This is a genomic window from Ruegeria sp. BF8 (assembly GCF_056538625.1).
In genome coordinates this window covers 482,386-503,891 of sequence record NZ_JBQFTL010000003.1, presented here as the reverse complement: position 1 = coordinate 503,891, position 21,506 = coordinate 482,386, and the positions used below count along the sequence as shown (strand labels likewise).

Below are 21,506 nucleotides of genomic sequence, written 5' to 3'. Positions count from 1 at the left end.
GCTCTATCCCTTTCCTGCAGGTGCCGCGCTGGTTCCCAGCAGGACGCCATAAATGATGAAACAGGTGGCCATGACGCGGCGCACCCAGACGTTGAACACGGCGCCCAGCGCCGCCCGCCCCATCACCGCACCCAACAGTGTGAACCCGGTGTAGCTGAGCGTCGTGATGATCAGCGCCGTCGGCATGATGATCGCCATTTGCTGCCAGATCGGCACATCAGGCTGCACGAACTGGGAAAACGCGGCCAGGTAACCTGCGACGCTCTTTGGATTGATCGTGGCGACGGCCAAGGCATGGAGATAGACATGGCGGGCCGGGCGCTGGCTGGCCGGCGCGGGACGCGCGGCGTTCATCCACCCCCGGAGTCCCATCCAGATCAGGAACCCCGCCCCGATCAGCTTGGCCACAAAAAACCCGGTTGGCGAGGCCGCGATCAGGGCTGTCACCCCCAGAGCCGACAGGATCAGAAAGGCGCTGGCCTGGGTCAGGATCGCCAGAACCCCAAGCATTGCCTTGGGAAATGGCAGGCTCATCCCGTTCGAGATACAATTCACCGCATTCGGACCCGGCGTGGTCACGAACACCACCCAGAACAGCGCGAATATGGTCCAGGCCTCAAAGCTCATCAGTACACCGGCGGAGCGATCACCCAGACGGCCACGGCGGGTTCGTCGTAAGGGTTCGCCCATTGATAGGGTTCGTGCTTGATCCGAAAGCTGTCCCCGACGCCGACGGTGAAATTTCGCCCTCCGATCGTAAGGTCGAGACGGCCCGAGATCATGTATCCAACCTCCTGCGTCGGACGGTTGGCCGGGGTCTGCATCCGGGAGTGGGGCTCAAAGGTGGAATGCACCATCTCGAAATCATCGGTCAGGTCAGGCGACAGCAATTCCTCGATCAGCCCTTCCTCGCCCGACCCCATCGGCCGGCGCGAACCGGCGCGCACCACATAGCCCTGTTCCTCGGCCAGAACGCCGGTATGGGCGAACAGCATCGACATCGGCACACCCAGGCATTCCGCGATCAGGCGCAGATCCGAGATCGACGGAGCAGACAAATCGCGCTCGACCTGGCTGAGCCAGCCCACGGACCGGTCCAACCGCGAAGCGATATCGGTCAGCGTCAACCCGCGCGCCTTGCGCAGCGCGCGAATGTCCGCCCCCAGCGTCGCAGCGATATGGGCCTGGTCGTTCACGCTACCACCCCCGATTCATGAAATTTACGTCACATTTTTCACGATGTCCCGAATCGGTGAAAATTCCAAGAGATTTTTCACTACCGATCCTGATCCTTCCACGCTATGGCTGCGGAATGTGGATCGTCATTCTGTATTTCTGGGCCATCAACGCGTTGACTTTGCTGGTGTTCGGCTGGGACAAGCTGCGGGCGATCCGACGCAGGCGGCGTGTCCCGGAGAAGTGGCTTTTGCGACTGGCGCTGTTGGGCGGCAGCCCCGCAGCTTTGTTGGGTCGCTGGATATTCGGGCACAAGACCCGAAAAAAGCGGCTGACGACTCTGCTGTATGCCATTGCGGCTCTGCAGGCGGGCGCGATCTACCTGTTCCTCACCTACAGTTCTGTTTGAAACTGGCATTTGGCAGTGCGATCGGGCAATGGTTGCACATGATTGACAGAACTTCGTCCCAGGCGCTGGCCATCGGGTCAGTGGCGGTGTCCCTGCTGGTGCTGCTGCTCAAGGTCCTGGCATGGCATTTGACCGGGTCGGTCGCTCTGTATTCCGACGCAATGGAGTCTTTGGTCAACGTGGTCGGCGCGCTGCTGGCGTGGTTTGCCATTCGGATGGCAGAGCGTCCTGCCGACAGCAATCACCCTTTCGGACATCACAAGGCCGAGAACTTCTCGGCCATCGCCGAGGGGACCCTGATCGTTCTCGCCGCAATCCTGATCATTCAGGAAGCCTGGGGCGCCTTGTTCGCGCCTCACCTGGACCAGCTCGGACCGATCGGACTGGCCGTGAACGCAGCGGCCATGGTCCTGAACCTGGTCTGGGCCCGCGTCTTGATCTCGGCGGGTCAGAAACGGCGCTCGCCGGCCATGACCGCCAATGGGCGCCACCTGATGACCGACGTCTGGACCTCGGCCGGGGTCTTGTTGGGACTGATCCTGGTATTGCTCACAGGCTGGGCCGTTCTTGACCCGTTGCTGGCCATTCTGGTGGCCGCGAATATTCTGCGCGAAGGTTGGAAGGTCATTTTCCATTCGGCCGGAGATCTGATGGATTCAGCTGCCCACACCGAGGACACGGACATCATCGAGGCCGCCGTTCGGAACTCGTCTCAGGGAGCCTTGCAGATCCACGATCTGCGCACCCGACGGGCCGGCAAAGCCGTGTTCATCGAATTTCATCTGGTCGTCGATCGCAACATGACAGTCGGTGACGCCCACGACATCTGTGACGCGATCGAAGATGCAATCGCCGAAAAGCTGCCCGAGGCCCGGACCATCATTCACGTGGAGCCGGACTCTCAGCTCAAAGCCTCGGGAATCGAACCGGAATAAAGGTTCTACAGACGCCCGAAAACCTGCGCGAGGATACGCGACAGCCCATCGGCATCGGCCTGCTCGAACGCATCGGGCTGATCGCTGTCGATATCAAAGACCCCGATGACCTGCCCCGCAGAGTCCCGCACCGGCAGAACCAATTCGGACCGGGTCGACGAGGCACAGGCAATGTGCCCCTCAAACGCATCCACATCCGGGACCAGCTGAACCTCTCCGGTCCGCGCTGCCGCCCCGCAGACCCCGCGCGAGAACGGAATGACCAAACACCCATGCCCGCCTTGATAGGGTCCGATCTTCAACAACTCCGGCTCGGTCACACGGTAAAACCCTGTCCAGTCAAAGCGGTCGTCGCTGTGATGCACCTCGCAGGCGACGGTGGCCATCAGAGCGACCTGGTCAGTTTCACCTTCCGTCAGGGCTTCGATGGTTTTGGACAAGAGCGCGTAGTCAGCTTTCATGGGGTCATTTCCAATGTGCAACCGGGCCGCAACCTCTGCGGCCCGGTTCAGCTAATGGCAAAATGCCAAAGCGTCAAACCCGCTCGATCGCGATTGCGGTGCCTTCGCCGCCTCCGATGCAGATCGCGGCCACTCCGCGCTTCAGGCCACGCTTCTCGAGTGCATTTAGAAGCGTCACCATGATGCGTGCACCTGAGGCACCGATCGGATGACCAAGGGCACAGGCGCCACCGTTGACGTTGACCTTGTCGCGCGGCAGGCCCATTTCGTGCATGAAGGCCATCGGAACAACGGCAAACGCCTCGTTCACTTCCCACAGGTCCACGTCGTCCTTGCTCCAACCGATCCGTTCCAGCAGCTTCTGCGCGGCCGGGACCGGAGCCGTCGTGAAAAGGCCGGGCGCCTGGGCGTGGCTCGCGTGGCCCAGGATGCGGGCACGTACATTCAGGCCGCGCGCCTCGGCCGTGTCAGCCGCAGCAAGAACCAGCGCCGCTGCGCCATCCGAGATTGACGAGGAATTGGCCGCCGTCACCGTGCCATCCTTGCGGAATGCCGGCTTCAGCGTCGGTATCTTTTCCGGCCGCGCCGATTTGGGCTGCTCATCCGAATCCTGAATGATTTCACCTTTGCGGCTTCGGACCGTGACGGCTGCGATCTCGTCCGAGAAGGCCCCGCTGGCCTGCGCTTCGAGCGCATTCGACAGCGATTTCAACGCGTATTCGTCTTGCGCCTCTCGGGTGAATTGATAAGCCTCGGCGCAGTCTTCGGCAAAAGTGCCCATCAGGCGGCCCTTGTCATAGGCATCTTCCAACCCGTCCAGGAACATGTGATCCACCACCTGGCCGTGACCGATACGAGCCCCGCCGCGCATCTTGGGCAGCAAGTAGGGCGCATTCGTCATGCTTTCCATCCCACCCGCAACCATCGAGTCTGCATGGCCAAGCGCGATCTGATCGAACGCCATCATCGCCGCCTTCATGCCCGACCCGCACATCTTGTTCAGCGTGGTCGCAGGTACCTCTTCTCCCAGACCTGCCGCAAACCCTGCCTGACGCGCCGGAGCCTGCCCCTGACCGGCGGGCAGAACGCAGCCCATCAAAACCTCGTCGACCGTCTGCGTCTTGGCGTTTTCAAGCGCCGCGCGAATGGCGACGCCACCCAGTTCCGCCGCAGGCACGCCGTCGAACATTCCTTGAAACCCGCCCATCGGCGTCCGGGCCGCACCAGCGATCACAACCTCTTTCATGTGACGACTCCTCCTTTTGTCGAGTGCTTGGATACCGAATGGTAAGAAATGCCGTCTAGCGTATTTCTACGATCGATCGACGGAATCCGAGGGAAGTCACGTGGCACTGAGCAGCAAAACGACAGGCGAAACGCAGATCATCACAGTCGACGCCGCCCGCATCGACGCCGCCATGGCGATACAGTTCAAGGAAGACATGCGGACCCAAACCGCGGATGGCGCCGGTCGGATCATCCTGGACCTGTCTGCGGTCAAGTTCATAGACTCCAGTGGATTGGGCGCGATCGTGGCGTCCATGAAGCAACTTGGAAATGGGCGCAGGCTGGAACTGGCAGGATTGCAGCCTGTCGTGGCCAAGGTTTTTCGGCTGACGCGGATGGATACGGTTTTCAAACTGCATCCCAACTTGGATGACGCGCTGGCCTCCGAGTTGGAGTGAAGCGTCAGGGGGCAAATGGCGTGACAGTCAACTGCGAAGACGGCCGACTCGAAGTGGCGTTCCCTGCCGTCGAAGCCGAGGCCAGCCGCGCCATCGCTTCGTTGCACGCGGGGCTGTCGAATCTCGGTTTGCCGGGGCAAAAGACTGCCGACATCAAGATCGTGTTGGCCGAGGCGATCAACAATGTTGTCGAACACGCCTATGCTGAGCGCGCGCCCGGAATGGTTCGGGTTTCCGTGCTGGACTCCAAAGATTACCTGGAGGTCCAGATCACTGACACCGGGCACCCCTTGCCCGGCCTGAAGATGCCTGATGGTATTCCCGCCAGTGTGGAAACCGATACTTCAAACCTGCCCGAAGGTGGATTCGGTTGGTTCCTGATCCGCACATTGGCCGACGAGGTGCGGTATGACCGCAGAAACGGCCAAAACCTGCTATTCTTGCGGTTTGAGCGCACAAAAAAAGCGGATCGGCCACAATAACGCCCAGATCGGACCATTGTCGCGCCGCAAACGACGGGCAGAAACAAGGGGTAGCTCAGATAGCTTCCCTCGGCGCCATGTGTCACAGCCCCCACCCAGTGAACGGCGCCGAGGACCTTCTCCTTGAAATGACTGGACATCAGCCAACGGCACCCTAGTGTCGAGCCGTTCAGGAGGAGACCCATTCCATGCGCGATTTCCATGCCCCCGGCCGTTCCGAGGTTTTGTCGACCGAAGGGATGTGCGCAACCTCGCATCCGCTGGCTGCAAAGGTGGCGCTGGACATTCTGGGCCGCGGCGGAAACGCGATGGACGCCGCCATTGCCGCGGGCGTACTTCTGGGCATCTGCGAACCGCAGATGACAGGTCTGGGTGGCGACTGTTTCGTTCTTTACAATCGCGCTGGCGAAACGAAGGTGCGCGCGCTGAACGGATCCGGGCGGGCGCCCGCTGGCGCCTCGGCCGAAGATCTGCGGGCCCGTGGGTTGGCTGCGGTGCCACTTGACGGCCCCGAAGCGGTGACGATCCCCGGGGCTGTTGACGCATTCTGCCACCTGTCAGAGGCCGAGGGTCGATTGGGGATCGAGGCCCTTCTTCAACCTGCAATTCACTATGCCGAAACGGGCGTTCCGGTTGCACCTCGCGTCGCGCATGACTGGTCGATCGGGGCCGAAACGCTGCAGGGCGCAGCCCGGGATCACTATCTGATCGACGGCCGCGCCCCAACGACAGGTCAGGTGTTTCGCGCTCCGGGTCAGGCAGAAGTCCTGCGTCGCGTGGCCCGAAGGGGGCGTGACGCCTTTTACGAGGGCGAAATCGCCGATGACATGCTGGCCGCGTTGAATTCCCGAGGCGGTGTTCATTCGGCCACGGACTTTCACGACACAAAATTCATCGAAGCCTCACCGGTCGGAGGTGACTACCGCAACGCTGAACTGCTGGAACATCCGCCGAACGGACAAGGCGCGACTGCGATCCTGCTTCTCAACATCCTCAAGCATTTCGACATTGCAGGCATGGACCCGTGGGGCGCCGAACGGGCGCATATCGAAGCCGAGGCGACCAAGCTGGCCTACGATGCACGCAACCGGTTCATCGCCGACCCGGATCAGACGTCGCGCATGGAACATTTTCTGGCGCCGGAAACGGCGGCAAAGCTGGCCGAGCTGATTGATCCCCGGCGCGCCATGACCGCCGCCGCCCCGCTGACCGAAGCGGTGCACAAGGACACGGTTTATGTCACGGTCGTCGACCGGGATCGTATGGCTGTTTCTCTGATCTACTCCATCTTCCACAGCTTCGGATCGGGCATCGCCTCGGAAAAGTTTGGCATTCTCCTGCAGAACCGCGGATGTGGTTTCAACCTTGAACCGGGACATCCGAACGAACTGGGCGGCGGCAAGCGCCCGATGCACACAATCATTCCCGCGATACTGAAGCAAAACGGGCAGATAGCCATGCCGTTCGGCGTGATGGGCGGGGCCTATCAGCCGACAGGCCACGCGCGCCTGGTTTCCAACCTTCTGGATTTCGACTTGGGGCTGCAGCACGCCGTCGACGCACCCCGCGTTTTTGCCGACGGTTCGATCTTGAAGATCGAACCCAGTTACGATCGCAGGATCGCGCAACAATTGTCGGAAATGGGGCACAATGTCGTCGAAACGGAAACGCCTCTGGGCGGCGCCCAGGCGATCCGAATCCGTCAAAGCGGAGTATTGGAGGGCGCCAGCGACCCTCGAAAGGACGGTTGCGCTTTGGGTTACTGACGCCGCAACGGCGTCAACACCGTATCAGTTCAGTTGGAAGTGCAGCGGATAGCTGCCGTCCTGAAACGGCCCGAACATGTTGGGAATATCAGGATGATCAACAGGTTCGCCAGACTGGTCGGCAATCAGATTTTGCTCTGATACATAAGCCACATAGAAGGATTGATCGTTCTCGGCCAGCAAATGGTAGAACGGCTGATCCTTGATCGGGCGGCTGTCTTCGGGAATTGCCTCGTACCATTCCTCGGTGTTCGCAAATTCCGGATCCACGTCAAAAATCACCCCTCGGAAGGGATGTTTCTTGTGACGAACCACCTGGCCTAGGCGGTACTTTGCATGTGTCTTCAGCATTGTTTCAGCCCCCAAGGCACTTACTAAACCTTTCCGCCGGCAATTGCCAATCATTGATCTGAAATTCGCGGAAACAGTCTGTGAACCTATGCCTGACAGTCGTCGGCCTGCTGCAGGGTTTCTTATACGATTGTGATTTCCTCGGCCTGCAATCTGCGCTAGAATAAAGAAAAAAGGCACGAGGCACATGAGCAGAAAACTTCTCGTACTCTTCGGGGTGCTGTTTTTGGCATCCTGTGGGGGCGGCGCACAGCGTCCGCCCAGCAACCTCAATGACGCTTGCGCCATCGCACGCGAGCGGCCGGACATGATCAAGGCGTTCAAGAGCACCGAACGCAAATGGGGTGTTCCGGTCCATGTCCAGATGGCAACCATCTACCAAGAAAGCCGCTATCGTCACGACGCCCGGACGCCCCACAAATATGTTCTTGGGGTTATTCCGATGGGCCGTCAGAGCAGCGCCTATGGCTTCAGCCAGGCCCTGGACGGAACCTGGGAAGAATACCAGCGCGAAACCGGGAAGCGGCGCGCCAAGCGTGACCGCATTCGTGACGCATCAGATTTCGTCGGATGGTACATGAACAAAAGCAGTCAGAAGATCGGCATCTCGACCAGCGACACGCGGAACCAGTATCTGGCGTATCACGAAGGTCGCGCGGGTTACGCACGCGGCAGCCATTACGGCAAGACCTGGTTATTGAACGTGGCCAATGACGTGGACGCACGCGCGCAGATGTACCAGGCGCAGCTGTCCAGCTGCCGCTATTGAAAGAGCCGCGGGTCAGCGATTTTCTGACCCGCGCCGCGCCTTGTTCGAAAACAGGCCGCTGTCGATTCTGACATCTTCGTTGAGGGGACCCAGCAGCACCGTGGTTTGACCCCCGGCGTTGTCGTAGATGACCCATTTCCTCAGCTCGATCGGATTAGCCGTGAACATCAGCTCGATCCGCCCGGACTCGGGGTTTTTCGGGTCCTGCGCGGTGACGACCGTGGCTGTGCCATCAAATGTGTGGCCGACTACCATGTTGGCCTGCGACAGGTTCACGTTGCGCGCCAGAACCAGCGACAGCGGTGTGCGCTTCAACGGGTACTGCTCGGGCGGCTGGTTTGATTTGGGGTCGAACACCATCACCGTGCCGGCATTGGCCAACACGACCGCACTGTTGGGCGGATCGTATTCGAACCGCATCTTTCCGGGGCGCTGCAGCCACAGCTTGCCGGTACTCAGCGATCCGTCATCGTTGACTTGGGTAAACGTCGTCTGAACGGCCTTCAATCCGTTCAGATAGTTCGAGATCTGCGACAAGGGAAGCTTGTCGGCGGCCCAGGCTGCAGGGGCAGTCAAAGCAAGGGCAAGGGCAAAGGCAATCTGTTTCATGACACACAGATATGCGCTCTGCCCTTGTTATTAAATATCCTACTGTTCCGGGACGAGGATTTCGCGTTTGCCCACGTGATTTGCTGCCGAAACAACGCCTTCGTCCTCCATCTGCTCGACCAGCCGTGCAGCCTTGTTGTAGCCGATGGCAAGTTTCCGCTGGATGTACGAGGTTGAACACTTGCGATCCTTGATCACGATGGCAACCGCCTGATCGTACAGGGCATCCTCACCATTGGTGTTACCGCCGGTGTTCAGCCCCAGAACCGCGTCGATATTGTCGGCCTTGTCCTCGGACGGGCCGTCCAGCACGCTGCCGACATAGTCGGGCGGGCCATACTGCTTGAGGTGGTTCACGACCTCCTCGACCTCTTCATCCGACACGAACGGCCCGTGGCAGCGAGTGATCTTGGCGCCGCCAGCCATGTACAGCATGTCGCCCTGCCCCAGCAGCTGTTCGGCCCCCATCTCGCCCAGGATGGTCCGGCTGTCGACTTTCGACGTCACCTGGAACGAGATCCGGGTCGGGAAGTTGGCCTTGATCGTGCCGGTGATGACGTCCACCGAGGGCCGCTGCGTGGCCATGATCAGGTGGATGCCCGAGGCCCGCGCCATCTGGGCCAGACGCTGGATACAGGCCTCGATCTCCTTACCGGCCACCATCATCAGGTCGGCCATCTCATCGACTATGACGACGATATAGGGCATGGCCTTGGGTTCGAACTCTTCCGTCTCGAAAACGGGTTCTCCGGTTTCGTCGTCGAACCCGGTCTGGACCGTGCGGCTGAACATCTCGCCCTTGGACAACGCGTCCTTCACCCGGCCGTTGTAGCCGGCGATGTTGCGCACGCCCATCTTGGACATCTTGCGATAGCGGTCCTCCATTTCGCCGACGACCCATTTCAGGGCAACCACCGCCTTTTTCGGGTCGGTCACGACCGGCGACAGCAGATGCGGGATGCCGTCATAGACGGAAAGTTCCAGCATCTTTGGGTCGATCATGATCAGGCGGCATTCGTCCGGTGTCAGCTTGTAGAGCAGCGACAGGATCATCGTGTTGATCGCCACCGACTTGCCCGAACCGGTCGTCCCGGCGATCAGCAGGTGGGGCATCTTGGCCAGGTTGGCCACGACCGAGTCTCCGCCGATATCCTTGCCCAGCGCCAGCGGTAGCGCATGGGTGCCGTCGCCGAAATCGCGGCTTGCCAGGATTTCGCGCAGGACCACCATCTCGCGGTTCTCGTTGGGCAGTTCGATGCCGATGACCGAACGTCCGGGCAGGGTCGAGACCCGCGCCGACAGCGCCGACATAGACCGGGCGATATCATCGGCCAGCCCGATCACGCGGCTGGCTTTCAGGCCCGGTGCGGGTTCCAACTCGTACATCGTGACGACAGGGCCGGGGCGGACACTGACGATCTCGCCTTTGACCCCATAATCATCCAGCACGTTCTCCAGCATCCGCGCGTTTTCCTCCAGCGCTTCGTCACTGAGGTGATGACGCTGAATGCCCGACGGGTTCGTCAACAGGCTGAGCGGCGGCAGTTCGAAATCCGTGTGCCGCTCTTCGAAAGACAGGCTGGGCTGGGCTTCTGCCTGAGCCCGTCGCGACGGTAGGACGTTGCGCCGGACGGGTTGCGCCACGACCGGCTTGCGCGGTTCGGCAACCGGGATCTTCAATGCCGGGCGTGCCTCGGCGATTGGGTCCTCTGCATCCTCGAACACCTGATCGTCGTCGATATCCTCAGGCGCATAGGCCGAGACCGGGTCTTCCGCGAACGTCTTCATTTCCGCAGAAGGCTGCGCCGGGTGACCTGTCAACGGCGGCTCGGGCGGGAGCCCGGCAGCAGTCAGCGGAGGTTCGGGCGGAAGGTTGCCCGCTCGCGGCGCATTCAGGATCAGCGGGTCAGGGCCACGGCCGCGCCCCTTGGTCAGCGGGCGGTTCGGATCCGGCTCGGGCGCGATTTCACCGGTGGCGACCTTGCGGTTCTGGATCACCGCGGAGATCTTCGAGCGGATCCGGTCCTCGCCCGGCATCTCGTCATATCCGGTAACAGGTTCCGGGTCGACCAGTTCGGGTTCGGGCATCGGCTCGGGGCGGCGGATCAGGCCAGGCATGCGCGCAAGCAGGCCCGTTTTGACGGGCTCGTGGGCTGCGATCTCGGGCTCTTCAAAGACCGGATCGGCATAGGCCAGTTCATCCTCGAATTCGGCACCGGCGGCCTGGGTTGCCTTGCGTTCCTGCCACTTTTCCCGGCGCGCCTGCGCGGCACGGGCCGTGGCCGAGGCCCCCTGCCCCAGCGCGGTCATCAGCATGTCATAGGCCATCACCAGACCCAGCAGGAAAGCCCGGAACCCGTGCCGGACGTCCGATTTGGTGAAACCCAGCACAAAGACGCCCAATGCCAGCATGCCGGCCGCCATGGCCAGCGACATCAGCTTGACCATGAAATGCGACGAGATCGGCAACAGCGTCAGCAGCGCGCCCATCACCGTGTCGCCGAACAGACCGCCCAGACCAAAGCTGTGCGTCGCGCGCCATTCGGCGCCGGGCACCAGCGTTGCGGCATAGACCGAGAGGACGGCGATCCAGATCGGCGCGAAAATCAGGCGGGCCACGGCGCGATCCTCGCCGAAATGGCCGGCAAAGCGCACGCCCCAGCCGACCAGCACCAGCGCGATGCCAAAGCTGCCCCAGCCCACGATCATGAACAACGGCGCGGCGATCGAAGCGCCGAACCGGCCCAGCCAGTTCTGCACCGGCGCGTCGGTCGAGACCATCCAGTTCGGATCATCCGGCGTGTAGGACCAGATCATCGCCGCGGCGGCCAGGCCGGCCAAGATCAAGGCGATCCCGATCAGTTCCTTGCTGCGCCGCTCGATCGCGGCCTGGGTGGTGCTGTCCAACAATGGGTCGCGGTTGCGCGCGTTGTAAGATGCCATGTGCCCTCGTACCTCACGAATAGATGCAGTCGCGGAGCGTGATCAGCCCGCGCTGCATCTCTGTTTTTGGGGCCACCATCGCGACCCTGATAAAGCCTTTGCCCGGGTTCTGCCCCGGATCCCCTTGTGAAAGATATGCCCCCGGCAGGACCCGAACCCCGGTTTCCCGCCACAGCTTCAATGCGGCCCGCTCGCCATCCTCGACGGGCAGCCAAAGAAAGAACCCCGCCTCGGGCGGCATATAGCCCTGAACGCCCGCAAACACCTGATCGGCGGTGGCATATTTTTCCTGATACAGCGCGCGGTTTTCCTGAACATGCGCCTCGTCGGCCCAGACCCTGGCCGCCGCGGCCTGCAACGGCAGCGGCAAGGGCGCCCCGGCATAGGCGCGCAACTGCTTGACCCGCTTGATGCTTTCCGGCCCGCCCGCGATCAGCCCCGACCGAAGCCCCGCCAGGCTCGACCGTTTCGACAGCGAGTTGAACAGCGTGATCCGCTCGGGATCGGCGCCCAGCTCCTGCGCGACGGTCAGGATGCCGGTGGGCGGCGTATCGCGGTAGATCTCGGAATAGCACTCGTCGGCGAAGATGCGGAAATCGTACCGCTCGGCCAGCCGGATCAGCTCGGCCCAGTAGTCGCGCGAGGCGACGGCACCCTGCGGGTTGGCGGGCGAACAGATATAGGCGACGGCGGTGCGGTTCAGCACATCCTCTGGCAGGCCGGCATAGTCCGGTAGATGCCCGGTGGCCGCGGTGGCCGGCACGAAATACGGCTGCGCCCCGACCGAGATCGAGGCCACCATGTAGACTTGATAGAACGGGTTGGGGCACAAAACGATCGGCTGCTGGCCGTTCTTCTGCTCGGGGCAGAGCGCCATGGCGGCGTTATACAACCCCTCGCGCGTGCCGTTCAGTGCCATGATGTTGGTCTCGGGGTCCATCCGCACGCCATAGCGGCGGTCGATCCAGTCGGCGATGGCCCCGCGCAGCGCGTCGGACCCCTCGTTCGGCGGGTATTTCTGAAATCCGGCGGCATTTTCCACGATGACATCGGTCACCCAGGGCGGAAAGTCATGCTTGGGCTCGCCAATCGTCATATGCACGACATCGCCGCCCGGCGCGTGATGGTCGAGCAGGGCGCGTAGACGCGGAAAAGCATAGGCCGGTAGGTTCGAAAACCGCTCGGGGAAATTCATGACTGCTGCCTCGATACCGGGATCATTGGCGCCCCGGTTTTCCAGCAGATTACAGGCCGAACCCCCGCGCGTCCAGACAAAGAGGTTCCGAATCAGGGGATTGTGGCATTCAGGTCAGAACAGCCTCGGCCGCCGCACCTAGCCGCAAAAGCGCCTCTTCCGAGCCCGGATAGCCCAACATCATCAGCCCGCAGGACGGTGTCGAAGTGGGCAGCGACAGCGCCGCCAGCCCCATCAGGTTGCCGATCCGGGTGTTGCGCAGGGCCAGAAGGTTCTCGGTGACGTAGTAGTCATGGTCGTTCATCAGCCGGTCCAAATCCGGCGGCAGGATCGGCGCGGTGGGGGCCAGAACCGCGTCAAAGCCGGCGGTGGCCGCGTCCCAGGCCGACCGGCAGGCTTTCAGCCGCGACCACGCGGCCACGTAATCCGGGCCGGAATGCCCCTTGCCCGCGCGGAACCGTTCAAGGATTTCGGGATACATCGCCTCAGGGTTGGCCTCGATCACGTCACGCCACAGGCCATAGGCTTCGGTGGTGTAGAGAACACCGGACAGGCCCATCGCCTCGACCAGCTCCGGCACCTCCAGCGGCACGATTTCGGCCCCTGCATCACGCAAGCGGTCCAGCGCCTCGGCATAGGCCTGGCGTGGCGCGTCGCGCAGATCGTCCTGCGCGATGGTCTGCAGATCGGCAAACCGCCGCCCCTTCAGGCTGGCGCCCCGCAGATCGGCCGGCGTTCCGCCTTCCAGCAGCGCCAGCATCTGCGCCGCATCCTCGACCGACCGCGCCAGCGGGCCGACCGTGTCGAACCGCAGGCACAGGGGCAGCACGCCCTCGAGGCTCAACCGCCCCGACGTGGTTTTCAGCCCCACCAAGTCGTTCCACGCGGCCGGAATGCGCACCGATCCGCCCGTATCCGAGCCGATTCCGCAGGCCGCCAGACCAAAGGCCACCGACGCCGCCGCACCCGAGGACGACCCGCCCGGAACCGCCTTTTCGTCATTCACGCAGGGCGGCGTCGCGGTGGCGGGGTTCAGGCCAAGGCCCGAGAAGGCCAGCTCGCTCATATGCGTCTTGCCCAGACAGACCGCGCCCATGGCCGTCGCGTTGCGCAGAACGGTTGCGTCATGGTCGGGAACCCGGCCGCGCAGCAGGGCCGATCCGGCCTCGGTTCCGATCCCGGCGGTGTCGAACAGATCCTTCCAGCTGATCGGCACCCCATCCAGCAGGGACCGGCGCAGCCCTTGGGCCACCCGTTCCTTGGCCGCGCGGGCTTCGGCGCGGGCGCGGTCATGCGTGACGCGGGCATAGATGCGATCGCGGTGCGGATGGGCGTCGATGGCCGCCAGATAGACCTCGGTCAGTTCCTCGGGATCGATCTGCCCCATGCCGATCCCCCGGCCCAGGTCACATGCCGTCATGGTCAGCCAGTCCTGCATCTTTGCCCCCTTGTCGGAAAAATTCGTGTTTCGGCGACGGTAGCGACAGGACTGCACATGGACAATCCCGAAAGGGCGCGCATATTGCACCGCATGACACAGGTTTCCGATATCTTGATCGTGGGCGGCGGGCTGAACGGCCCCGCCCTGGCGCTGGCGCTGGCGCAGACCGGGCACAGCGTCACCGTGATCGACGCGCTGGCCGAAAAGGTGCGCAAGAACGCGGCGTTCGACGGGCGTGCCTATGCGCTGGCGCTGACCTCGCAACGGTTGCTGGCCGCGATCGGCATTTGGGAGCGGGTCGCGGACCACGCCCAGCCGATGTTGGAGATCAAGGTCACCGATGGCCATGCGGGCGCAGGCCCGTCGCCGTTTTTCATGCATTTCGACCATGCCGAGATCGAGGAAGGCCCGATGGGCTATATGGTCGAGGACCGTCACCTGCGGCGCGCGTTTCTTGCGGCGATGGAGGCAGAACCGGCGATCACTCGGGTCGATGGCAAAACCGTGGTTGCGCAGGAAACCGGGCCTGGTGGCGTGACCGTGACGCTGGATGACGGATCGGCGCTGTCCGGTCGGCTTCTGGTGGGGTGTGACGGCCGCCGCAGCGGCACCGCCGCCCGCGCCGGGATCAAGCGGACCGGATGGGACTACGGCCAGACCGCGCTGGTCTGCGCCATCGAACACGACCTGCCCCATCACGGCATCGCACATCAGTTCTTCATGCCCCCCGGCCCGCTGGCGATCCTGCCGCTGACCGGCAATCGCAGCTCGATCGTCTGGAGCGAACGCTCTGACACCGCGCAGCGCATCAACGCGCTGGACGAGGCCGAGTACCTTCAAGTTCTGCGGCCCAGATTCGGCGATTTTCTGAGTAACATCCGTCTGCAGGGCGACCGGTTCACCTATCCGCTGAACCTGACCATCGCCAATTCCTTCATCGCCGAGCGGCTGGCGCTGGTGGGTGATGCGGCCCATGGCATGCACCCGATCGCCGGTCAGGGGCTGAACGCCGGGCTGCGCGACGTCGGCGCGCTGGCCGAGGTTCTGACGCTGGCCGGGCGGCGCGGCGAGGACATCGGCTCGGTGCTGGTTCTGGAGCGCTATCAGGAATGGCGCCGCTTTGACACGGCGGCCCTGGCAATGGCGACGGATGTGTTCAACAAGCTGTTTTCGAACGACAATCCGATCCTGCGGCTGGGGCGCGACATCGGCATGGGCATCGTGGGCTCTCTGCCTGGACTGCGCCGCGGCTTCGTGCGCGAGGCCGCCGGTTTGACAGGCGACCTGCCCAGGCTGCTGCAGGGCCGCCCGATCTAGTCGAGCTTGCGCGCCTCGTCCACCAGCATCACCGGAATCCCGTTGCGGATGGGAAAGGCCAGACCAGCGGCTTTCGAGACCAGCTCCTGCCGCTCGGCGTCGTATTCCAGGGTGGTGTAGGTCTGGGGGCAGATCAGCGCCTCGAGCATGTGGCGGTCGAATCCCGGTTCCGTCTCAGTCATTGCAATTGTTCCTCGTTTGAACCCCCGCGCAGCGAGAATTCGATCAGTGTGACAAGCGTTTCGCGCCGGGTGCGCAGACAGGGCGCCTCAAGCAGGGCCTGCTTGTCCTCAGGGTCGAAATCCAGAAGCATAGACAGGGAATTGACCAGCAATTCGTCATCCGCCTCGTTCAGTGACTCCCAATCGGTCGAGAGCTGGCGAGCGGAAAAGTACCGCCCCAGCAGACGCAGGAAACCGGACCGGTCGAACGTATCGTCGATTTCCCCTTTGCCCAGATCGCGGTCGAACCCGTCCCAGGTGACGGCGCAGCGACGATACGGCGTGAAACCATCCAATTCGGATTGGATGCGAAATCGGGACACACCGGACAACGTGATCAGATAGCGCCCGTCTTCGGTCTCGGAAAACTGCGTTACACGTCCGGCGCATCCGATCCGATGCAACTTGGTGTCGTCGTTCTGACAAGGGTTCGGCTGGACCATGCCGATCAACCGCTCTTTGGTTTTCAAGGCGTCATCCAGCATTTGCAGGTAGCGAGGCTCGAAAATATGCAGCGGCAGGCGTGACCGGGGCAGCAACAGCGCCCCGGGCAGAGGAAACACGGACACCGTGTCCGGCAGATCGGCGGGATGCATCATGTTTCCGATTCTAGCTCTGATGCGCGGTTAGGCAAATATCATCGAGCTGAGTTTGCGGCGACCGTTCAAAACGATCGGGTCATTGGCCTTGAGCGCATCGAAGATGGTGAACAACTGCGCCTTGGCTGCGCCATCATTCCATTCCCGATCGCGGCGGAACAGCTCCAGAAGCTGGTCAACCGCCTCGGCGGCCTTGCCGTTGGCATAGAGCGCCTGCGCCAGGTCAAACCGAGCCTGATGGTTGTCGGGATCTGCTTCGACCGCTGCCGTCAACTCGGCCACCGGCCCGGCATTTGCGGCCTGTTTGGCCAGTTCCAGCTGCGCATGGGCAGCTTCCAACTCGGCTGTCTTTGAAATCTCGGCCGGAGCGCCGTTCAGGATCGCCTCGGCCTGATCAAGGTCACCCATCGCGATATGCGCCCGCACCAGGCCGCCATAGGCCGCGGCATGTTTGGGGTCTTCGCCAAGAATGGCGGCAAAAGTCTGGGCCGCATCCACTGCCGCGCCATCATTCAGCATCTCTTCGGCGGCTTCCACGGCCTCGTCCAGCTGCCCGCCCGGGCTCTGGCCCCCGGCGGCCTCGATCACACGGTCGATAAAGGCCTTGATCTCCGATCCTGGCAAAGCGCCTTGGAATCCGTCAACCGGCTGCCCCTTGAAGAAGGCGTAGACGGTCGGAATCGACTGGATACGCAATTGCGAGGCGATCATCTGCGCCTCGTCCACGTTGATTTTCACCATCTTGACCGCGCCCTTGGCCGCGGTCACGGCCTCTTCCAAGGCCGGACCCAAGGTCTTGCAGGGACCGCACCAGGGCGCCCAGAAGTCGACGATAATGGGCAATTCCTGCGATGCCTCGACGACATCGGCCATGAAAGTGGCCTCGGTTCCGTCTTTGATCAGATCGGTGGCTGCGGGGCTGCCTGCGCCGTTCAGAAGTTCCATGGCATTCACTCTCCGGATTCAGTCTTGCGCCTTATATGCAACCAGCCGACCGGGAAACCAAGGGCCGAGTTGCGGAATCCCGCACCGATCAAAGATCGAAACTGGCAAAGACGGGCGCGTGGTCGCTGGGCTTCTCCCAGCCGCGCGCGTCGCGCAGGACGCGGCTGGAATGGCCGGCGTTCGAGATATCAGGCGTCGCCCAGACGTGATCCAGGCGCCGCCCCTTGTCAGCCGCATCCCAGTCACGGGCGCGATAGGACCACCAGCTGTAGAGCTGTCCCTCGGGGATGTCCTGCCGGGTGATATCGACCCAGCCGCCCGCATCCTGCGTCTCGGCCAGTTGCTCGACCTCGATCGGCGTGTGCGATACGACCTTGAGCAGTTGCTTGTGCGACCACACGTCGTCCTCGCGCGGGGCGATGTTCAGGTCACCGACCAGAATGGATTTCTGCGGCTTTTCAGCGTGGAACCAGTCGCGCATGTCGGTCAGGTAATCCAGCTTCTGGCCAAATTTCTCGTTCACCTCGCGATCAGGAACGTCGCCGCCTGCCGGGACGTAGAAATTGTGGATGATCACCCCGTTTTCCAGTTGCCCCGCCACATGTCGGGCATGGCCCAACCCGGCAAAGTCCTGATCGCCCAGATCCGTGATCGGCAGGCGCGACAGGATGGCCACGCCGTTATAGCCCTTTTGACCGCGTGCGATCATGTGGGTGTAGCCCAGTTCCGCGAAGCCCTCGGTCGGGATCTTGTCGACCGGCGATTTGCATTCTTGCAGGCACAGCACGTCCGGCGCCTCTTCCTGCAGCAGCTTCAGCACGATCGGCTCGCGCAGGCGAACGGAATTGATGTTCCAGGTGGCCAGAGTGAAAGGCATGATCGGGGTTCCCTTGTCGCGACTCGGGCAAACTAGCGCGGCAGGTGCCGGGGTGCCATCCGAAAAAAAGCCGGGCCAAAGGCCCGGCAGTCCAACAGGGAGGTACATGTCATGACCCGGACATGCACGGGATGGGATTATCCTAAAGATGCTTGCAGAGTATCACTTTGATCCACATCAATCCACCTATGGTTACGACACCAGTCGATATCCACCAGATTCTGTGACCAAAAGGCGCGCATTGGAGGGATCGGGCTCGATTTTCTGACGCAGGCGGTAGATGTGCGTTTCCAGCGTATGTGTGGTCACACCGGCGTTGTAGCCCCAGACCTCATGCAGCAGCACATCGCGCGCCACCACGCCGTCGGTCGAGCGATACAGGAATTTGAGAATGTTGGTTTCCTTCTCGGTCAGCCGAATCTTGCGGTCGTCCTCGGTGATCAACATCTTCATCGCGGGTTTGAAGGTATAGGGCCCTAGGACAAAAACGGCATCTTCAGACTGCTCGTGCTGGCGCAGCTGCGCACGGATCCGAGCCAGAAGCACCGGGAACTTGAACGGCTTTGAGACATAGTCGTTGGCACCCGCATCCAACCCCAGGATCGTATCGGCATCGCTGTCATGGCCGGTCAGCATCAGGATCGGGCTTTTGACCCCCTGCTTGCGCATCAGGCGGCACAGCTCACGCCCATCCGTGTCGGGCAAACCCACATCCAGGATCACAAGGTCATAGATGGCTTCGCGCGCCCGCTCCATCGCGGATTGGCCGTCGGAGGCTTCGAATACATCAAAGTCCTCGGTCATCACCAACTGCTCGCTGAGCGCCTCGCGCAGGTCTTCATCGTCATCGACCAGCAGGATTTTCTTGAGTTGCGCCATGTCCCGGTCCTCCTAAACCTTTTGCAACACTTGAGCGTGGAAGATGCAATCAACAAGTTTTGCTGCAATGCTCTCACGCCCTCGTGTCTGTTGGGCCGGAAATGTTTCACATTTCCTTTCGAACGGGCTAGGACGAGGGTCGAACGTTACAGGATAACATCAATGAGTCTCATTCCAGACATCACCGAGTTGCTGGCCCGGGCGCGTGCCGACCTTCGGATGGGCGTTCCGGTCGTGCTGACGGATGACGGGGATTTCAGCGTTGTCGCCGTCGCCGCAGAGACACTCAACCCGCAGCGTCTGGCGGACCTGAGGGGTCTGGGCGACACGCCTGTGGTTGCCATCACCGGACGACGGGCCGAAACGCTCAAAGCCCGCGCCTATGACGGTGATCTTGCTCGGGTCGTGATTCCGGCCGAGGCTGATCTGGGGTGGGTGCAGGCGGTTGCAGACCCGTCCGATGACCTGAATGCCCCGATGAAGGGGCCCTTGATGACTCAGCGCCAGGGCAATGCACACCTGCATCGCATCGCAATCGCACTGACCAAATCCGCCCGTCTGCTGCCGGCCGCAGTGGTGGTTGCGGTCGAAAACGGCCGGGCCTTTGCAGCGACACACGGTCTGACCTGCATCGACCACACACGCGCCGCGCCGCATCTGGCCGATCGCAGCCCCTTGCACGAGGTGGTCGCCGCGCGCCTGCCGATGGAGGTGTCCGAGGCCGGTCGTCTGCACGTCTTCCGCCCAGAGGACGGTGGCGAGGAGCACTATGCCATCGAAATCGGCCGCCCGGATCGCTCGAAACCTGTTCTGGCTCGGTTGCATTCGGCCTGTTTTACCGGTGATCTGATGGGCAGCCTGAAATGCGACTGCGGCCCGCAACTGCGCGGTGCCCTGGCCCAGATGGGGGCCGAGGGGCATGGGATTCTGCTGTATCTCAACCAGGAAGGTCGCGGGATCGGCCTGGCCAACAAAATGCGCGCCTATTTCCTGCAGGATCAGGGCTTCGACACGGTCGAAGCCAACCACCGGCTTGGGTTTGAAGATGACGAGCGCGATTTCCGCCTGGGATCGGACATCCTGAAATCGCTCGGGTTCAGTTCGGTCCGGTTGCTGACCAACAACCCGGCGAAGATCGCAATGATGGAACGGACCGGGATTGCCGTTACCGAGCGTGTGCCGCTGAAGGTCGGGGAAACCGCCCACAACCGGGCCTATCTGGCGACCAAGGCCTCGAAATCGGGCCACCTGCTGTGAGCCCTCTTGATCTGGTGGTGACGCCGACCGGAGTACGGTTCTTCGGCCGCAGGTTTCCCTGCACCGTCGGCAGAGGTGGCCTGAGCAACCACAAGCGCGAGGGCGACGGGGCCACCCCCACAGGGCACCACCACATTGTCGGAATGCTGTACCGCCCAGATCGGATTGCGCCTCCCGCCCCGTGGGCTTTGCCCATCGGGCCGGGCGATCTGTGGTCGGATGACGATAGGGATCAGGACTACAACCAACACGTTCGGGCGCCCTATCCATGCAGTCACGAACACCTGCGTCGGGCAGACCCGCTGTACGATCTGGTGCTGATTACCGATTGGAATTGGCCCGTCGCCACACCGGGCAGCGGATCAGCGATCTTTCTGCATCAGTGGCGCAGACCGGGCTATCCGACCGAAGGCTGCGTGGCGTTCCGGCGCGACGATCTGCACTGGATCGCGCGGCGCGTCGCACCCGGAACCCGGATCATCATTCCGCGGGTTTGACCCGGTCACCAAAAATGGCCGACCCCACCCGGACATGAGTTGCACCCAGCGCGATCGCGGTTTCAAAATCGCTGCTCATCCCCATGGACAGGCCATCCAGCCCGTTTCGGCGCGCGATCTTGGCCAGCAAAGAAAAATGCAGCGCGGGCTCTTCGTCGACGGGCGGAATGCACATCAACCCACGCACCGGCAGGTCAAGTGATCGACATTCGGCGACAAAATCATCGGCCTCGGCGGGCATGACCCCGGCTTTCTGGGCTTCTTCGCCGGTATTCACCTGAATGAACAGGTCAGGACACTGCCCCACCTCTTGCGCCAGCCGCGCAAGGGTTTTGGCCAGTTTGGGACGGTCGACCGAGTGGATCGCGTTGCACAGTTCCATCGCCTGCCGCGCCTTGTTGGTTTGCAGCGGACCAATCAGATGCAGATCAATATCGGAATAGCTTTCACGGAAGGCGGGCCACTTGCCGGCGGCCTCCTGCACCCGGTTTTCACCAAAACACCGGTGACCCTGCTTCAACACGGCCTCGACCCGGTCGTTGGGCTGCACCTTGGATACGGCAATCAGCCGGACCGAGCCCTTGGGGCGGCCGGCTGCGGCTTCGGCCTTGGCGATGCGGGCGGTGATTTCTTGCAGCGACATGGATTCCCTCTGTTTCCATTTGTCCGCAGAAAAACACCATGTCGGCACA

At 62.3% G+C, this 21,506-nt stretch carries 24 protein-coding genes; 9 read left to right on the top strand and 15 right to left on the bottom strand.

Annotated elements, in window-relative coordinates:
• Positions 1–3: 3 nt before the first annotated feature.
• Both ACR0LD_RS13105 and ACR0LD_RS13100 read right to left on the bottom strand, forming a co-directional pair.
• Positions 4–627: a LysE family translocator gene (locus tag ACR0LD_RS13105; RefSeq protein ID WP_093964279.1), complete on the bottom strand. Its 624-nt coding sequence runs from the start codon at positions 625–627 to the stop codon at positions 4–6.
• Positions 627–1,196, bottom strand: coding sequence for a helix-turn-helix domain-containing protein (locus ACR0LD_RS13100; protein WP_093964278.1), 570 nt, complete (start codon positions 1,194–1,196; stop codon positions 627–629). The genes ACR0LD_RS13105 and ACR0LD_RS13100 overlap by 1 nt, the downstream gene beginning before the upstream one ends.
• 116 nt (positions 1,197–1,312) lie before the next feature.
• Between ACR0LD_RS13100 and ACR0LD_RS13095 the strand changes: the two genes are divergently transcribed.
• On the top strand, positions 1,313–1,585 hold the full coding sequence (locus ACR0LD_RS13095; protein WP_093964277.1) for a DUF1294 domain-containing protein: 273 nt from the start codon (positions 1,313–1,315) through the stop codon (positions 1,583–1,585).
• Between the two features lie 38 nt (positions 1,586–1,623).
• Positions 1,624–2,520 carry a cation diffusion facilitator family transporter gene (locus ACR0LD_RS13090; RefSeq protein WP_170341329.1) on the top strand — a complete coding sequence of 299 codons (897 nt, stop codon included), beginning with the start codon at positions 1,624–1,626 and terminating at the stop codon, positions 2,518–2,520.
• Between the two features lie 5 nt (positions 2,521–2,525).
• On the opposite strand, the gene ACR0LD_RS13085 is transcribed toward ACR0LD_RS13090, so the two are convergent.
• Both ACR0LD_RS13085 and ACR0LD_RS13080 read right to left on the bottom strand, forming a co-directional pair.
• Positions 2,526–2,981, bottom strand: a complete 456-nt coding sequence (locus tag ACR0LD_RS13085; protein WP_170342295.1) for a GAF domain-containing protein — start codon at positions 2,979–2,981, stop codon at positions 2,526–2,528.
• Positions 2,982–3,054: 73 nt separating this feature from the next.
• Entirely contained in the window at positions 3,055–4,227 is a 1,173-nt protein-coding gene (locus ACR0LD_RS13080; protein ID WP_170341327.1) for an acetyl-CoA C-acyltransferase, read from the bottom strand.
• A 100-nt stretch (positions 4,228–4,327) separates the two neighbouring features.
• Here ACR0LD_RS13080 and ACR0LD_RS13075 point away from each other — a divergent pair, with 100 nt between their 5' ends.
• From ACR0LD_RS13075 to ACR0LD_RS13065, 3 genes are all read left to right on the top strand, one after another.
• On the top strand, positions 4,328–4,666 hold the full coding sequence (locus tag ACR0LD_RS13075; RefSeq protein WP_480637332.1) for an STAS domain-containing protein: 339 nt from the start codon (positions 4,328–4,330) through the stop codon (positions 4,664–4,666).
• A gap of 20 nt (positions 4,667–4,686) precedes the next feature.
• Positions 4,687–5,148, top strand: coding sequence for an ATP-binding protein (locus ACR0LD_RS13070; RefSeq protein WP_170342288.1), 462 nt, complete (start codon positions 4,687–4,689; stop codon positions 5,146–5,148).
• A 188-nt stretch (positions 5,149–5,336) separates the two neighbouring features.
• Positions 5,337–6,914 carry a gamma-glutamyltransferase family protein gene (locus tag ACR0LD_RS13065; protein WP_480637330.1) on the top strand — a complete coding sequence of 526 codons (1,578 nt, stop codon included), beginning with the start codon at positions 5,337–5,339 and terminating at the stop codon, positions 6,912–6,914.
• 24 nt (positions 6,915–6,938) lie between these two features.
• On the opposite strand, the gene hspQ is transcribed toward ACR0LD_RS13065, so the two are convergent.
• Positions 6,939–7,265 (bottom strand): heat shock protein HspQ, encoded by a 327-nt coding sequence (gene hspQ / locus ACR0LD_RS13060; RefSeq protein ID WP_170341320.1) that lies wholly within the window; start codon positions 7,263–7,265, stop codon positions 6,939–6,941.
• A 187-nt stretch (positions 7,266–7,452) separates the two neighbouring features.
• On the opposite strand from hspQ, the gene ACR0LD_RS13055 reads away from it, so the two are divergent.
• Positions 7,453–8,034 (top strand): transglycosylase SLT domain-containing protein, encoded by a 582-nt coding sequence (locus tag ACR0LD_RS13055; RefSeq protein WP_093964271.1) that lies wholly within the window; start codon positions 7,453–7,455, stop codon positions 8,032–8,034.
• Positions 8,035–8,046: 12 nt separating this feature from the next.
• Here the strand turns inward: ACR0LD_RS13055 and ACR0LD_RS13050 are convergent, their stop codons facing one another.
• The 4 genes from ACR0LD_RS13050 to ACR0LD_RS13035 all read right to left on the bottom strand — a co-directional run bounded on the left by ACR0LD_RS13050 (position 8,047) and on the right by ACR0LD_RS13035 (position 14,219).
• On the bottom strand, positions 8,047–8,643 hold the full coding sequence (locus tag ACR0LD_RS13050; RefSeq protein WP_170342281.1) for a LolA family protein: 597 nt from the start codon (positions 8,641–8,643) through the stop codon (positions 8,047–8,049).
• A 39-nt stretch (positions 8,644–8,682) separates the two neighbouring features.
• Positions 8,683–11,586: a DNA translocase FtsK gene (locus tag ACR0LD_RS13045; RefSeq protein WP_480637328.1), complete on the bottom strand. Its 2,904-nt coding sequence runs from the start codon at positions 11,584–11,586 to the stop codon at positions 8,683–8,685.
• 13 nt (positions 11,587–11,599) lie between these two features.
• Positions 11,600–12,781, bottom strand: coding sequence for an aminotransferase class I/II-fold pyridoxal phosphate-dependent enzyme (locus ACR0LD_RS13040; protein ID WP_480637326.1), 1,182 nt, complete (start codon positions 12,779–12,781; stop codon positions 11,600–11,602).
• Positions 12,782–12,890: 109 nt separating this feature from the next.
• Positions 12,891–14,219: an amidase gene (locus ACR0LD_RS13035; protein WP_480637325.1), complete on the bottom strand. Its 1,329-nt coding sequence runs from the start codon at positions 14,217–14,219 to the stop codon at positions 12,891–12,893.
• A 57-nt stretch (positions 14,220–14,276) separates the two neighbouring features.
• On the opposite strand from ACR0LD_RS13035, the gene ACR0LD_RS13030 reads away from it, so the two are divergent.
• Positions 14,277–15,539: an FAD-dependent monooxygenase gene (locus ACR0LD_RS13030; RefSeq protein ID WP_480637324.1), complete on the top strand. Its 1,263-nt coding sequence runs from the start codon at positions 14,277–14,279 to the stop codon at positions 15,537–15,539.
• Here the strand turns inward: ACR0LD_RS13030 and ACR0LD_RS13025 are convergent.
• The 5 genes from ACR0LD_RS13025 to ACR0LD_RS13005 form a co-directional block, all read right to left on the bottom strand.
• The gene (locus ACR0LD_RS13025) at positions 15,536–15,721 is read right to left on the bottom strand and encodes a Trm112 family protein (protein ID WP_480637322.1); all 186 of its coding nucleotides are present in this window, start codon (positions 15,719–15,721) and stop codon (positions 15,536–15,538) included. The two genes, ACR0LD_RS13030 and ACR0LD_RS13025, sit on opposite strands and share 4 nt — an antisense overlap.
• On the bottom strand, positions 15,718–16,359 hold the full coding sequence (locus ACR0LD_RS13020; RefSeq protein WP_093964265.1) for an LON peptidase substrate-binding domain-containing protein: 642 nt from the start codon (positions 16,357–16,359) through the stop codon (positions 15,718–15,720). Before ACR0LD_RS13020 ends, ACR0LD_RS13025 begins: the two co-directional genes overlap by 4 nt.
• Before the next feature lie 27 nt (positions 16,360–16,386).
• Complete coding sequence (locus ACR0LD_RS13015) at positions 16,387–17,304, bottom strand: tetratricopeptide repeat protein (RefSeq protein WP_480637320.1); 918 nt, start codon at positions 17,302–17,304, stop codon at positions 16,387–16,389.
• Between the two features lie 88 nt (positions 17,305–17,392).
• Positions 17,393–18,181: an exodeoxyribonuclease III gene (locus ACR0LD_RS13010; protein ID WP_170360822.1), complete on the bottom strand. Its 789-nt coding sequence runs from the start codon at positions 18,179–18,181 to the stop codon at positions 17,393–17,395.
• Between the two features lie 192 nt (positions 18,182–18,373).
• Positions 18,374–19,060 (bottom strand): response regulator transcription factor, encoded by a 687-nt coding sequence (locus ACR0LD_RS13005; protein ID WP_093964262.1) that lies wholly within the window; start codon positions 19,058–19,060, stop codon positions 18,374–18,376.
• 162 nt (positions 19,061–19,222) lie between these two features.
• On the opposite strand from ACR0LD_RS13005, the gene ribA reads away from it, so the two are divergent.
• On the top strand, positions 19,223–20,317 hold the full coding sequence (gene ribA, locus ACR0LD_RS13000) for a GTP cyclohydrolase II (RefSeq protein ID WP_170364252.1): 1,095 nt from the start codon (positions 19,223–19,225) through the stop codon (positions 20,315–20,317).
• Entirely contained in the window at positions 20,314–20,814 is a 501-nt protein-coding gene (locus ACR0LD_RS12995; protein WP_480637318.1) for a L,D-transpeptidase family protein, read from the top strand. The genes ribA and ACR0LD_RS12995 overlap by 4 nt, the downstream gene beginning before the upstream one ends.
• Here the strand turns inward: ACR0LD_RS12995 and ACR0LD_RS12990 are convergent.
• Positions 20,798–21,457 (bottom strand): YggS family pyridoxal phosphate-dependent enzyme, encoded by a 660-nt coding sequence (locus ACR0LD_RS12990; RefSeq protein WP_480637316.1) that lies wholly within the window; start codon positions 21,455–21,457, stop codon positions 20,798–20,800. The two genes, ACR0LD_RS12995 and ACR0LD_RS12990, sit on opposite strands and share 17 nt — an antisense overlap.
• Between the last annotated feature and the right edge of the window lie 49 nt (positions 21,458–21,506).

What these genes read in the sequence shown, in the direction of transcription:
- ACR0LD_RS13105 (WP_093964279.1), bottom strand. Translation starts at nt 627, where the DNA reads ATGAGCTTTGAGGCCTGGACCATATTCGCGCTGTTCTGGGTGGTGTTC.
- ACR0LD_RS13095 (WP_093964277.1), top strand. Translation starts at nt 1,313, where the DNA reads ATGTGGATCGTCATTCTGTATTTCTGGGCCATCAACGCGTTGACTTTG.
- ACR0LD_RS13090 (WP_170341329.1), top strand. Translation starts at nt 1,624, where the DNA reads ATGATTGACAGAACTTCGTCCCAGGCGCTGGCCATCGGGTCAGTGGCG.
- ACR0LD_RS13085 (WP_170342295.1), bottom strand. Translation starts at nt 2,981, where the DNA reads ATGAAAGCTGACTACGCGCTCTTGTCCAAAACCATCGAAGCCCTGACG.
- ACR0LD_RS13080 (WP_170341327.1), bottom strand. Translation starts at nt 4,227, where the DNA reads ATGAAAGAGGTTGTGATCGCTGGTGCGGCCCGGACGCCGATGGGCGGG.
- ACR0LD_RS13065 (WP_480637330.1), top strand. Translation starts at nt 5,337, where the DNA reads ATGCGCGATTTCCATGCCCCCGGCCGTTCCGAGGTTTTGTCGACCGAA.
- hspQ (WP_170341320.1), bottom strand. Translation starts at nt 7,265, where the DNA reads ATGCTGAAGACACATGCAAAGTACCGCCTAGGCCAGGTGGTTCGTCAC.
- ACR0LD_RS13055 (WP_093964271.1), top strand. Translation starts at nt 7,453, where the DNA reads ATGAGCAGAAAACTTCTCGTACTCTTCGGGGTGCTGTTTTTGGCATCC.
- ACR0LD_RS13050 (WP_170342281.1), bottom strand. Translation starts at nt 8,643, where the DNA reads ATGAAACAGATTGCCTTTGCCCTTGCCCTTGCTTTGACTGCCCCTGCA.
- ACR0LD_RS13045 (WP_480637328.1), bottom strand. Translation starts at nt 11,586, where the DNA reads ATGGCATCTTACAACGCGCGCAACCGCGACCCATTGTTGGACAGCACC.
- ACR0LD_RS13040 (WP_480637326.1), bottom strand. Translation starts at nt 12,781, where the DNA reads ATGAATTTCCCCGAGCGGTTTTCGAACCTACCGGCCTATGCTTTTCCG.
- ACR0LD_RS13035 (WP_480637325.1), bottom strand. Translation starts at nt 14,219, where the DNA reads ATGCAGGACTGGCTGACCATGACGGCATGTGACCTGGGCCGGGGGATC.
- ACR0LD_RS13030 (WP_480637324.1), top strand. Translation starts at nt 14,277, where the DNA reads ATGGACAATCCCGAAAGGGCGCGCATATTGCACCGCATGACACAGGTT.
- ACR0LD_RS13025 (WP_480637322.1), bottom strand. Translation starts at nt 15,721, where the DNA reads ATGACTGAGACGGAACCGGGATTCGACCGCCACATGCTCGAGGCGCTG.
- ACR0LD_RS13020 (WP_093964265.1), bottom strand. Translation starts at nt 16,359, where the DNA reads ATGATGCATCCCGCCGATCTGCCGGACACGGTGTCCGTGTTTCCTCTG.
- ACR0LD_RS13015 (WP_480637320.1), bottom strand. Translation starts at nt 17,304, where the DNA reads ATGGAACTTCTGAACGGCGCAGGCAGCCCCGCAGCCACCGATCTGATC.
- ACR0LD_RS13010 (WP_170360822.1), bottom strand. Translation starts at nt 18,181, where the DNA reads ATGCCTTTCACTCTGGCCACCTGGAACATCAATTCCGTTCGCCTGCGC.
- ACR0LD_RS13005 (WP_093964262.1), bottom strand. Translation starts at nt 19,060, where the DNA reads ATGGCGCAACTCAAGAAAATCCTGCTGGTCGATGACGATGAAGACCTG.
- ribA (WP_170364252.1), top strand. Translation starts at nt 19,223, where the DNA reads ATGAGTCTCATTCCAGACATCACCGAGTTGCTGGCCCGGGCGCGTGCC.
- ACR0LD_RS12990 (WP_480637316.1), bottom strand. Translation starts at nt 21,457, where the DNA reads ATGTCGCTGCAAGAAATCACCGCCCGCATCGCCAAGGCCGAAGCCGCA.